Genomic DNA, 12,314 nt, shown 5'->3' on the forward strand with positions numbered 1-12,314 from the left:
ATGAACGCTGGCGATGGAACCCGTGTCACCCTCAGCGAATTGATCGAGATGCGCCATCGCGTGCGGGAAGTGCAGCTGTTTTCCACGCCGAGCCAGCGCAGCCCGCTGATCGGCCTGCACCACTCGAAACTGCGCGGGCGCGGGGTCGACTTCGACCAAGTGCGGGTGTACCAGGCCGGCGACGATGTGCGCACCATCGACTGGCGCGTCACCGCACGCACCCAGGAACCCCACACCAAACTGTTCCATGAAGAACGCGAACGGCCGATCTTCATCATGGTGGAGCAAAGCTGCCGGCTGTTTTTCGGCTCGGGGCAGATGTTCAAGTCGGTGCTGGCGGCTCAGGCGGCGAGCCTGATCGGCTGGGCTGCACTGGGCCACAACGACCGGGTCGGCGGGCTGGTATTCGGCGACAGCGAGCACTACGAAATCAAACCCCGGCGCAGCAAGCAAAGCCTGCTGCAGCTGCTCAACCGGCTGGTGCGGGTCAACCAGAGCCTCAACACCGAACGTCGCCCGGAAGCCGACGCCCTCGGCATGGCCTTGCGCCGGGCCCGGGAAGTACTGCGCCCGGGCAGCCTGGTGATTGTGATCTGCGACGAACGCGCCCTGACCGAAGGCGCCGAGCAACAGCTGAGCCTGTTGTCGCGCCACTGCGACCTGCTGCTGTTGCCGGTCTCCGACCCGCTGGACCACGCCCTGCCCGCCGCCGGGCTGCTGCGTTTCGCCGAACGCGGTGCACAGTTGGAACTGGACACCCTGAACTTTGATCTGCGCCAGGCCTACAAGGCCCAGGCCGAAGCCCGCAGCGCCCGCTGGGAATTGCTCGCGCAAAAGCTGCGGGTGCTGTTGATGCCCTTGAGCACCCAGGGTGAAATGGTCGAGCAACTGCGCGAATACCTGAACCCGCAACGCCCGGTTAAAAAGCAATGAGCGGCCTTGACCAACTGCAACCCTTGATCGCCCCGCCGGTGATCGGCTTCTGGCCGCCGGCACCGGGCTGGTGGCTGCTACTGCTGATCATCCCGCTGGCGGGCTGGGGCCTGTGGTGGCTGCGCCGCTTCCTGCCGGCCAAGCGCCCGCTGGCGCGCGCCGAGCAATCCCTGGACCCGCTGCGCATCGCTGCCCTCGCCGAGCTGGCGCTGATGCCCAAACCCTACGACGGCGCGCCCGCCGGTGCCTGGCTGCAACAACTCAACGGCCTGCTCAAACGCCTGTGCCGCAACGACTACCCCTACAGCCAGAGCCACACCCTCAACGGCCGCAAGTGGCTGGCGTTCCTCGACAACCGTTGCCCCGCCGCCGGCCTGACCCGCTGGATGGTGCTGGTGGAAGGCGCCTACAAGCCCGAATGCAAACTCGACGACAAGGCCATCGCCGGCCTGACCCAGGCCGTCGACACCTGGATTCGCAAACATGTTTGAGTTCGCCTGGCCGTGGATCTTTGCCCTGTTGCCCTTGCCGTGGTTGCTGCGGCTCATCTTGCCGGTGGCCGACAGCGGCGAGCCGGCGCTGAAAGTCAGCTTCCTCAGCGACCTCGAAGGCCTGGCCCGCCGTCGTGCGCGGGTGAACCTGCCGGGCTGGCGCCAGCAAGCGCCGTTCGTATTCCTGTGGCTATTGCTGTTGACCGCATCCGCCCGCCCGGAATGGCTCGGCGAACCGCTGCCGATTGCCGCCAGTGGCCGCGATTTGCTGGTGGCGGTGGACGTCTCCGGCTCGATGGACTTCCCCGATATGCAGTGGCAGGACGAAGACGTCAGCCGCCTGAGCCTGGTCAAGCACCTGCTGGGGGATTTCCTCGAAGGCCGCGAAGGCGACCGTGTGGGATTGATCCTGTTCGGCAGCCAGGCTTATCTGCAAGCGCCGCTGACCTTCGACCGGCGCACCGTGCGTACCTGGCTCGATGAAGCAAAAATCGGCATTGCCGGTAAAAACACCGCAATCGGCGACGCCATCGGCCTGGCCCTCAAGCGCCTGCGCCAGCGTCCGGCCCAAAGCCGGGTGCTGATCCTGGTCACCGACGGCGCCAACAATGCCGGCGAAATCGACCCGCTGACCGCCGCCCGCCTGGCCGCCGAGGAAGGCGTGAAAATCTACCCGATCGGCATCGGCGCCGACCCGGAGCAAACCGGCTCCCTGGGCATCCTCGGCGTCAACCCGAGCCTGGACCTCGACGAGCCGGCCCTCAAGGCCATCGCCGAGACCACCGGGGGCCGCTACTTCCGCGCCCGCGACGGTAACGAACTGCTGAAGATCAAGGAAACCCTCGACCAGCTCGAACCCGTGGCCCAGCAACCGACCCAGGCCCGCCCCGCCCAGGCGCTGTACAGCGCGCCGCTGGCGTTGGCGCTGATCCTCAGCATGCTGCTGGTGATCCAGGAGCGCTGGCCGGATAACGCCCTGCAACGCCTGTTCAACAAACTCTCGAGCAAGGGCCGTTTCCTGCAACCCAATACTGAATGGCGCGAACGCCTCAAACGCCTGCGTTTGCGGAGGCGTCGATGATCGCCCTGTGGCCCCACTGGTTCCGCCCCTGGTGGCTGTTGCTGCTGCCGCTGCTGGGCTGGTTGCTGTGGCAGTTGTGGCACCGCCAGAAACGCGCCGGGCGCTGGCAGATGATCCTGCCACCAGCCTTCCATGCCGCGCTGCTCAGCGGCGGCAGTGGCCGGGAAAGCAAATCGCCGTGGGTGGTGCTTGGGATTGCCTGGCTGCTGGCCGTGCTGGCGTTGCTTGGTCCGAGCTGGGAGCGCGTCGAACAGTCCAGCCAGAAACCCGCCGACCCGCTGGTGGTGCTGCTGGAACTGACCCCGGAAATGCTCGCCACCGACAGCCCGCCCAACCGCCTCGAACAGGCGCGGCGCAAGCTGTTCGACCTGCTCCAGGCCCGCAGCGATGCGCAGACCGCCATCGTGGTCTACGCCGGCAGCGCCCACACCCTGGTGCCGCTTTCGGACGACCTGGCCACCAGCCATAACCTGCTGGAAGCCCTGCGCCCCTCGATCATGCCCGAGCCCGGCCACCGCGCCGACCTGGCCGTGGAAAAAGCCCTGAGCCTGCTCAAGCATGGAGGCCTGGGCCAGGGTCGACTGCTGCTGATTGGCTCGTCGCTGTCCAAGCAGGAACGCCAGGGCATTCGCCTGCAGTTGCAAGGTAGCCAGGCACCGAGCCTGTCGATCCTCGGTATCGGCAGCCGCGAAGGCACGCCGGTGACCCAGGAGAGCGGTGAATTCCTCAAGGACGCCCAAGGCGCAATCCTCGTGCCGCGCCTCGACAGCCCGACCCTCAAGGCCTTCGCCAGCGAGATGGGCGGCCGCTACCGCCAGGCGCGCCTGGACGACAAGGACCTGCGCAGCCTGGGCCTGCTGGACGGCCCGCAAAGCCTGCGCAATGACGGCCAACTGCTGCACCTCGACACATGGGCCGACCAGGGTTATTGGCTGCTCCTGCCACTGCTGCTGCTCGCCGCCTGCGCCGGGCGCCGCGGCTGGCTGTTCTGCCTGCCGTTACTGCTGTTGGGCGCGCCGCAGCCCAGCTACGCCTTCGACTTCCAGGACCTGTGGCTGCGCCCGGACCAACAGGGCCAATTGCTGCTCAAGCAAAAACGCCCGGCCGAGGCCGCCGAACATTTCGAAGACCCGCAATGGCAAGGCGTCGCACTGTACGAAGCAGGCAACTACGCCGAAGCCGCCAAGCGTTTTGCCGAAGGCAGCGACGCCTATTCCCACTACAATCGAGGCAATGCCCTGGCCAAAAGCGGCGAGCTGGAAGCGGCGATCGACGCCTACGAACAAGCCCTCGAAGCCCAGCCAGACCTGCAACCGGCGCTGAAGAACAAAGCCCTGGTGGAAAGCCTGATGCAGCAGGAACCGGAAAAAACCGAGCCGGCCAAACCTGCGAAAAACGAGGATGACGAAACCACGCAACCCGGCCAGACTGCGCAACCGGGCGCCAGCAGCCAGACCGCCACCGGTGGCGAGCAGACGTCCCAAGGCCAGGGCCAGCCCGGCGCCACCGACACCCAAACCGGCGCCACGCCCCACGCCGGCAGCAACGAGGTACCCGGCAGCGAGTTGGGGGATGAGCAAACCACCACCCCGCCCCTGCGCCCCGCCGACGGGACGCTGGAAGGCGAACAGCGCCAGGCCCTGGAACAATGGCTGCGGCAGATCCCGGACAACCCCGGTGAGCTGCTGCGACGCAAATTCTGGTACGAACAGCAACAACATCAGGACAAGACTCGATGAACCGCTGCACCGCCCTTCTTCTCACCCTCGCGTTGTGGGCCAGCCAGGCCCAGGCTGCCGGCCTGGTGGCCAGTGTCGACCGCAGCCGCATCAATTCCGGGGAGACAGTGGAGCTGACGGTGGAGTCCAACGACGTCACGCTGTTCGGCAAACCGGACCTGGCGCCCCTCGACCCGCTGTTTGAAGTCAGCGGCACCCGCCAGATCAACCAGCTCACCACCCTGGGGGGCGACAACCACGCCACCACCCGCTGGATCATCACCCTGCTGCCCAAGGAAAACGGCACCGTGGTGATTCCGCCGTTGCAGATCGGCGAACTCAAGACCCAGCCGATCACCCTGCAAGTGGTGGAAACCGTCAGCCAGAACACCGAGGCCCAACTGGCCCCGGTGTTTATCGAAACCAACCTCGACCAGGACAGCGTCTACGTCCAGGCCCAGGCACTGCTGACCCTGCGCGTCTACCATTCGGTGTCGCTGTATGACGACAGCAGCCTCACGCCGTTGCAGGTCGCCGATACCCGCATCGAGCAACTGGGTGAGTCGCGCACCTACGAGAAAGTCATCAACGGCATTCGCCATGGCGTGATCGAAACCCGCTATGCGATCTACCCGCAGCACAGCGGCACGCTGACGATCCCGACGCAGACATTCAGCGCCACCCTGGTGGAGCCACGGCCCGCCCAGGACAACAACCCCCAAGGCTCCAAGCCCGGCAAGCTGATCCACGTCAGCTCGCCGGAGTTGTCGCTGACCGTCAAGGCCAAGCCAGCTGTCTACCCGGCGGACGCACCCTGGCTGCCGGCACGCAGCCTGACCCTCACTGAAAGCTGGAACCCCGAGCCGGACCATGTACAGGTCGGCGACTCCCTGACCCGCAGCCTGACCCTGAAAGCTGAAGGCCTGGCCGCCGCACAACTGCCGCCCCTGGCACTGAGCGACATCCCTGGCCTGCGCCGCTACCCGGACCAACCGGTCTTGAGCAACCAGAACAACGACCGCGGCCTGATCGGCAGCCGCGAAGACCGCGAAGCCCTGGTGCCCAACCGCGTCGGAGCACTGGAGCTGCCGGCGGTGGAAGTGGTGTGGTGGAACACCCACGAAGACCACCTGGAACGCACCAGCCTGCCGGCGCGCACCCTGCAAGTGGCGACCAACCCGAGCCTGGTGGTGGACACACCGGCCAGCCCTACCGTGATTACCGCACCGGACAACGACAGCCTGTGGATCTGGCAACTGACCAGCCTGATCCTGGCCTGCACCACCCTGCTGGGCTTCGGCTTGTGGTGGCGTGCGCGCTGGCAGCCGGCGATCCTGCGTGCCGCGCAAACCGGCCCGAGCCCGCGTACCTTGCTGGACGACCTCAAGCGCGCGAGCCAGGCCAACGATCCGCAAGCCACGCGCCAGGCACTGGATGCCTGGGCGCGGCAACAGCCGGAGACCCTGGCGGACATGGCCGCGCGGTTTGTGCCGCTGTCGGATGCGTTGGACGGGTTGAATGGCGCGCTGTACAGCGAAAGTGGCCAGTATTGGCAGGGTGAGGAATTGTGGCGGGCGGTGAAGGCGATTCCGATGGCGGAGCGCGAGCAGGACCCTGCGGGGGATAGCACCAGCTTGCCGCCGCTGTATCCCAAGTAGCCCCTCTTTTCTGAGACACCACCAATCAAATGTGGGAACCGGGCTTATGTGGGAGCTGGCTTGCCTGCGATGGCATCACCGCGGTCTGGCTGACAGACCGAGGTGCCTGCATCGCGGGCAAGCCCGGCTCCCACAAAAGCCTGGCTCCCACATTTTTTGATCTGCTGCGTTTGGGTTATTTGCGCGCCGCCTCCCACGACTTGAGCAACTCGTTATAGCTGACCGTCTCACCCTGCGGCTTCTCATTCGCCAGCTTCGGCTTCGGCGCACCCGGCTGGTCAAACCAGTACTGCGCATCCCGCTCCTCGTTCATCTTCGGCCCGCAAATCGGCTGCACCTTGGAGCGTTCCAGGCGCGTCATGATCGCGTCCTGGTCTTTGGCCAAGCCATCCAGTGCCTGCTGCGGCGTCTTCTCCCCGCTGGCCGCTTCCGAAATATGGCTCCACCACAATTGCGCCAAGCGTGGATAGTCCGGCACGTTGGTACCGGTCGGGGTCCATTCCACGCGGGCCGGGCTGCGGTAGAACTCCACTAGGCCACCGAGTTTCGGCGCCAGGTCGGTCATGGCCTGGGAGTTGATGTCCGACTCACGAATCGGCGTCAGGCCCACGATGGTTTTCTTCAGCGACACGGTTTTCGAGGTCACGAACTGCGCGTACAGCCAGGCCGCGAGTTTCTGCTTCTCGGGCGTCGACTTGAGGAAGGTCCAGGAGCCCACGTCCTGATAACCCTTCTTCATGCCCTTTTCCCAATACGGCCCGACCGGCGATGGGGCCATGCGCCATTTCGGCGTGCCGTCGGCGTTCACCACCGGCAGGCCCGGCTTGGTCATGTCGGCGGTAAACGCGGTGTACCAGAAGATCTGCTGGGCGATGTTGCCCTGGGACGGCACCGGCCCGGATTCGGAGAAGGTCATGCCCGCCGCTTCCGGTGGCGCGTAGGCTTTCATCCAGTCCACGTATTTCTGCGTGGCATACACCGCCGCCGGGCCGTTGGTGTCGCCACCACGGGTGACGCTGGAGCCCACCGGGTGGCAGTCCTCCACGCGAATGCCCCACTCATCCACCGGCAAGCCGTTGGGCAGGCCCTTGTCGCCGCCACCGGCCATGGAGAACCAGGCATCGGTGAAACGCCAGCCCAGGGACGGGTCTTTCTTGCCGTAGTCCATGTGCCCATAGACGCGCTTGCCGTCGATTTCCTTGACGTCTTCGCTGAAGAATTTGGCGATGTCTTCGTAGGCTGACCAGTTCACCGGCACACCCAGCTCATAGCCGTACTTTTCCTTGAACTTGGCCTTCAGGTCCGCCCGTTCAAACCAGTCGGCGCGGAACCAGTACAGGTTGGCAAACTGCTGGTCGGGCAACTGGTAGATCTTGCCGTCCGGCGCGGTGGTGAACGAAATACCGATGAAGTCCTTGATGTCCAGGGTCGGCGAAGTGAAGTTCTTGCCTTCGTTGGCCATCAGGTCGGTGATGGATTCTGTCTTGCCATAGCGAAAGTGCGTACCGATCAAGTCGGAATCGTTGACCCAGCCGTCATAGATATTCTTGTCGGACTGCATCTGGGTTTGCAGCTTCTCCACCACGTCGCCTTCCTGCAGCAGGTCGTGGGTCAGCTTGATCCCGGTGATTTCGCTGAAGGCCTTGGCCAGTACCTTGGACTCGTACTCGTGGGTGGTGAGGGTTTCCGACACCACGTTGATCTTCATCCCGCGAAACGGCTCCGCGGCCTTGATAAACCACTTCAGCTCTTCGAGCTGCTGGGCTTCGGTAAGGGTCGACGGCTTGAACTCACTGCCGATCCATTTTTTCGCAGCGTCTTCATAGGCATCGGCCCAGGCCGCAGCACTGAGCCCGCTGAGCGCCAGCACGGCCGCCAATGAAATGCTATGTCGCAGCTTATTGTTTTTATCGAACATAGAGACCTCCTGGTTTTGGGGTTCAAACGGGGCAACTAGCCCCAGCGCATCACAGACAACAGCCACACCAGAGACAGCGCGGACGCCACCCAGATGCTCCAGCCGGTTACGCCGATCACCAACAAATGCAGGTAGGCGCTGCCGAGAAGACCGATAAACAAGCGATCACCACGGGTGGTGCTGATCGGTAACAAGCCGCGCCGGGGGATACTCGGCGAGCGCAATTCCCAGGTTGTCATGCCCACCAGCAGCAGGCCGATCGCGGCGAAGAACAGTGCAGTCGGGGTGGTCCAGGCCATCCATTCCATCATCGACTCCTCAGACCCGGCCCAGGGCGAAGCCCTTGGCCACGTGGTTGCGAACAAACCAGATCACCAGCATGCCCGGCAGGATGGTCAACACCCCCGCCGCCGCCAGCACGCCCCAGTCGATGCCGGAGGCCGACACCGTGCGGGTCATCACCGCCGCAATCGGCTTGGCGTTCACCGACGTCAACGTGCGCGCCAGCAGGAGTTCGACCCAGGAAAACATGAAGCAGAAAAACGCCGTGACGCCGATTCCCGAGCCAATCAGCGGGATGAAAATCTTCACGAAAAACTTGGGGAAGCTGTACCCGTCGATGTAGGCGGTTTCGTCGATTTCCTTGGGCACACCGGACATAAAACCTTCGAGAATCCACACCGCCAGCGGCACGTTGAACAGGCAATGGGCCAGGGCCACCGCGATATGCGTGTCGAACAGGCCGATGGAGGAATACAGCTGGAAAAACGGCAGCAAAAATACCGCCGGCGGCGCCATGCGGTTGGTCAGCAGCCAGAAGAACAGGTGCTTGTCGCCCAGGAAGCGGTAGCGCGAGAACGCATAAGCAGCGGGCAGCGCCACACTCAGGGAAATCACGGTGTTGAGGCTGACGTAATACAGCGAGTTGAGGTAGCCGGTGTACCAGCTCGGGTCGGTGAAAATCACCTTGTAGTTGGCGAAGGTAAAGTCCTGGGGAAACAGGGTCAGCCCCCCGAGGATTTCGGTGTTGCTCTTGAAGGACATGTTCAACAGCCAGTAGATCGGCACCAGCAGGAACAGGATGTAGACCAACAGCGGGATAACCTTGCGCTTGCTCATGTTGGCGGCCTCAGCGGCTGGCGTCGGAGTGGGTCATGGCGGTGTAGAACAGCCAGGACACCAACAGGATGATCAGGAAGTACACCAGGGAAAACGCCGCCGCCGGGCCCAGGTCGAATTGGCCTACGGCCATCTGCGTCAGCGTCTGGCTGAGGAAGGTGGTGGCATTCCCCGGCCCGCCCCCCGTCAGCACAAACGGCTCGGTGTAGATCATGAAGCTGTCCATGAAGCGCAACATCACCGCGATCAGCAGCACGCTCTTCAGCTTCGGCAGCTGGATATGTCGGAATACTGCCCAGCTGGAAGCCCGATCAATCCGCGCCGCCTGGTAGTACACGTCCGGGATCGCCCGCAGCCCCGAGAAACACAGCAACGCCACCAGGGACGTCCAGTGCCACACGTCCATCACCAGCACCGTGACCCAGGCGTCCATGGTGTTGGCCGCGTAGTTGTAGCTGATACCCATCGCATTGAGGGATGAACCCAGCAGGCCGATGTCGGCACGGCCGAAGATCTGCCAGATGGTGCCGACCACGTTCCATGGGATCAGCAGCGGAATCGCCATCACGATCAACACCAGCGAGGACCAGCGGCCCTTGGTGGGCATGGTCAGGGCGATGGCAATCCCCAAGGGAATTTCGATCAGCAGCACACACGCCGAATAGATGAACTGGCGCAACAGCGAGTCATGCAGGCGCGGGTCCAGCAGCACCTGCTTGTACCAGTCGGCGCCGACAAAGTAGCGGCTGGACTGGTCGAAGATGTCCTGCACCGAGTAGTTGACCACGGTCATCATCGGGATCACCGCACTGAAGGCCACCAGCAGAAATACCGGCAACACCAGCCACCAGGCCTTGTTGTTCTGCACCTTGTTCATGGCTGCACCTCCAGCAGGTAGTCGTCGGCATACACCATCAGCCACTGCCCCGGGAAGCTGATGGACGCCTGGCCCTCGGGCACCGGTTTGTCTTCTGCCAGGCGTACTTTCAGCGGGGCGCCGTCGAGGTTGAGGGTCATGATCTTGTAGGTGCCGAGGTCTTCCACATGAGTGACCTGTGCCTGTAGCGCGTCAGGATTGTGCTCATCCCACACATGGATAAATTCCGGGCGGATGCCGACCTGCAGCTTCTTGTAAGGCGTTTCGCCAATGCGTTGCTGCAACGCCTCGGGCAGCGCCAGATGCGTGCCGGCAAAGCGCACACCGCCCGCCTCCGCCTGCACCTCAATCAGATTCATCCCCGGGCTGCCGATGAAATAGCCGACAAAGGTATGGCTCGGCCGCTCGAACAGCTCCCGGGGCGTACCGAACTGCACGATCTGCCCGCCATACATCACCGCGATCTTGTCGGCGAAGGTCGAGGCCTCCAGTTGATCGTGGGTGACGTAGACCATGGTGATGTTGAACTGCTCGTGGATCTGCTTGAGCTTGCGCCGCAGCTTCCACTTCAGGTGCGGGTCGATCACCGTCAGCGGTTCGTCGAACAGGATCGCCGACACGTCGTCACGCACCAGCCCGCGGCCCATGGAGACTTTCTGTTTCTCATCGGCGGTGAGGTTGCGGGCTTTTTTGTCCAGCAGGTTCTGCAGGTCGAGCACCTCGGCAATTTCCTGCACCTTGCTGTGAATCTTCGCCTCGGCCATGCCCTGGTTTCGCAGGGGAAAAGCCAGGTTGTCGAACACGGTCATGGTGTCGTACACCACCGGGAACTGGAACACCTGGGCGATGTTGCGCTTTTCCGGGGTCAGCTCGTTGACCACCTTGGCGTCGAACAACACCTGGCCTTCGGATGGGCTGAGCAGGCCGGAAATAATGTTGAGCAAGGTCGACTTGCCGCACCCCGAAGGCCCGAGCAAGGCATAGGCGCCGCCCTGCTCCCAGACGTGGTTCATTTCGCGGATCGCGTAGTCCTCGGGGCCGGCCGGCTTTTCGCTGTAGCTGTGGGCCAGGTTCTGCAAATGGATCTCTGCCATCAGGCAACCCTCGCGACACGGCGGCCCGGGGCCTGGACCAGACGTCCCTGGCCATCGAACACAAACAGTTTGTGGGTGGGGATATAGACGCGGATCGGCGCGTCGACGTCGTACTCGTGCACGCCGGGTAAATGCAGCACCAGCAGGAAATGTTCGCTGCGCACGTGCAGGAAGGTTTCCGAGCCACTGATCTCGGCGACTTCCACCGTCACTGCCAACTCCAGGTCATCGTCGTTGCTCGGCACCAGGCTGATATGGCTGGGGCGCACGCCAAAGCGGAACTCGCCCTCGCCGATGGGCCGCAGGTCGACGTTCAGCGGGAAGTGTACGAAGTTGGCGAAGCTCACCTCATTGCCGCTGATGCGCCCGGGCATCAGGTTGATCGGCGGTTCGGAAAACAGCTCCGCCGCCAGCACGGTTTGCGGCTGGTGATAGACCTCGGCGGCCTTGCCGCTCTGGATCACCCGGCCCTCGTGGAGAATGGTGGTGGTGCCGCCCAGTGCCAGGGCTTCGTTGGGTTCGGTGGTGGCGTAGATGGCGATGGTATGGCGGGCCTTGAACAGCTCGCGCATTTCCTGGCGCAGTTCTTCCCGCAGTTTGTAGTCCAGGTTCACCAGGGGCTCGTCGAACAGGATCAGCTCGGCGTCCTTGACCAGCGCCCGGGCCATGGCGGTGCGCTGCTGCTGGCCGCCGGAAAGCTCCAGCGGGTGGCGCTGGAGGAATTTCTCGATGCGCAGCATTTTCGCGGTTTCGAGGACCTTGCTCTGGATCTGCTCGGCCGACACACCGGCCTGGCGCAGCGGCGAGGCGATGTTCTCGAACACGGTCATGGTCGGGTAATTGATGAACTGCTGATAGACCATCGACACGTTGCGCAGGCGTACCGGCTTATGGGTGACGTCGACGCCGTTCATCAGGATGCGCCCGCTGTCGGGCTTGTCCAGGCCGGCCATCAGGCGCATCAGACTGGTCTTGCCGGACAGCGTACGGCCCAGTAGTACATTGAAGGAACCGGCTTCGAAACGCAGGTTGGCGTCGTCGATCCAGGTCTGGCCTTCGACAACGCGAGTGACGTGCTCCAGGGTCAATGACATGACACGACCTTTTTATTATTGGAATGGTTCTGGCAAGAGCACAGAGCGAGTTCCGTGCCAAAAAACCAAAACCCAGGCCGGTCAACGGGTTAGGCAAAACGGCCGTTCACCTCTGAACAGAAATGAACAGGCCGGCCTGAACAACTGAACACGTGGCGGGTTGACAATGAACAGTTCTGAACAACACTTTGTGTAGGAGCGTGCTTGCTCGCGAAGAACTTCAGGACGCCGCGTTCATTCTGGATGGGCGCGTTATCGTTGACGTTCTTCGCGAGCAAGCTCGCTCCTACATAGGTAGAGATAGAACCCAGAACAACAATAAAACAAGGGT

Annotated in this window: 11 protein-coding genes; 5 read left to right on the top strand and 6 right to left on the bottom strand. The window is 63.3% G+C overall.

The window, feature by feature from the left end; translation table 11 throughout:
• The 5 genes from M2400_RS13770 to M2400_RS13790 are packed head-to-tail and all read left to right on the top strand — an operon-like array spanning window position 1 to window position 5,881.
• Window positions 1-933, top strand: coding sequence for a DUF58 domain-containing protein (locus tag M2400_RS13770; protein ID WP_003218540.1), 933 nt, complete (start codon window positions 1-3; stop codon window positions 931-933).
• Window positions 930-1,424 carry a DUF4381 domain-containing protein gene (locus M2400_RS13775; protein WP_259197119.1) on the top strand — a complete coding sequence of 165 codons (495 nt, stop codon included), beginning with the start codon at window positions 930-932 and terminating at the stop codon, window positions 1,422-1,424. The genes M2400_RS13770 and M2400_RS13775 overlap by 4 nt, the downstream gene beginning before the upstream one ends.
• Window positions 1,417-2,505 (top strand): VWA domain-containing protein, encoded by a 1,089-nt coding sequence (locus tag M2400_RS13780; protein ID WP_259197121.1) that lies wholly within the window; start codon window positions 1,417-1,419, stop codon window positions 2,503-2,505. Before M2400_RS13775 ends, M2400_RS13780 begins: the two co-directional genes overlap by 8 nt.
• The gene (locus tag M2400_RS13785; protein ID WP_177120775.1) at window positions 2,502-4,244 is read left to right on the top strand and encodes a tetratricopeptide repeat protein; all 1,743 of its coding nucleotides are present in this window, start codon (window positions 2,502-2,504) and stop codon (window positions 4,242-4,244) included. The genes M2400_RS13780 and M2400_RS13785 overlap by 4 nt, the downstream gene beginning before the upstream one ends.
• The gene (locus tag M2400_RS13790; protein WP_259197123.1) at window positions 4,241-5,881 is read left to right on the top strand and encodes a BatD family protein; all 1,641 of its coding nucleotides are present in this window, start codon (window positions 4,241-4,243) and stop codon (window positions 5,879-5,881) included. Before M2400_RS13785 ends, M2400_RS13790 begins: the two co-directional genes overlap by 4 nt.
• Window positions 5,882-6,056: 175 nt before the next feature.
• Here M2400_RS13790 and M2400_RS13795 read toward each other — a convergent pair whose 3' ends face one another.
• The 6 genes from M2400_RS13795 to M2400_RS13820 are packed head-to-tail and all read right to left on the bottom strand — an operon-like array spanning window position 6,057 to window position 11,983.
• Entirely contained in the window at window positions 6,057-7,799 is a 1,743-nt protein-coding gene (locus M2400_RS13795) for an ABC transporter substrate-binding protein (protein WP_003218534.1), read from the bottom strand.
• 35 nt (window positions 7,800-7,834) lie between these two features.
• Complete coding sequence (locus M2400_RS13800; protein WP_010173082.1) at window positions 7,835-8,107, bottom strand: DUF2160 domain-containing protein; 273 nt, start codon at window positions 8,105-8,107, stop codon at window positions 7,835-7,837.
• A 10-nt stretch (window positions 8,108-8,117) separates the two neighbouring features.
• Entirely contained in the window at window positions 8,118-8,918 is an 801-nt protein-coding gene (locus M2400_RS13805) for a carbohydrate ABC transporter permease (protein WP_008433050.1), read from the bottom strand.
• A 10-nt stretch (window positions 8,919-8,928) separates the two neighbouring features.
• Complete coding sequence (locus M2400_RS13810) at window positions 8,929-9,795, bottom strand: carbohydrate ABC transporter permease (protein WP_259197128.1); 867 nt, start codon at window positions 9,793-9,795, stop codon at window positions 8,929-8,931.
• Window positions 9,792-10,889 carry an ABC transporter ATP-binding protein gene (locus M2400_RS13815; protein WP_259197129.1) on the bottom strand — a complete coding sequence of 366 codons (1,098 nt, stop codon included), beginning with the start codon at window positions 10,887-10,889 and terminating at the stop codon, window positions 9,792-9,794. The genes M2400_RS13810 and M2400_RS13815 overlap by 4 nt, the downstream gene beginning before the upstream one ends.
• Window positions 10,889-11,983, bottom strand: coding sequence for an ABC transporter ATP-binding protein (locus M2400_RS13820; protein WP_177048395.1), 1,095 nt, complete (start codon window positions 11,981-11,983; stop codon window positions 10,889-10,891). Before M2400_RS13820 ends, M2400_RS13815 begins: the two co-directional genes overlap by 1 nt.
• Window positions 11,984-12,314 lie beyond the last annotated feature (331 nt).

Origin of the sequence: Pseudomonas sp. BIGb0558, from assembly GCF_024807515.1 — a bacterium.
Taxonomy (GTDB): domain Bacteria; phylum Pseudomonadota; class Gammaproteobacteria; order Pseudomonadales; family Pseudomonadaceae; genus Aquipseudomonas; species Aquipseudomonas yamanorum_A.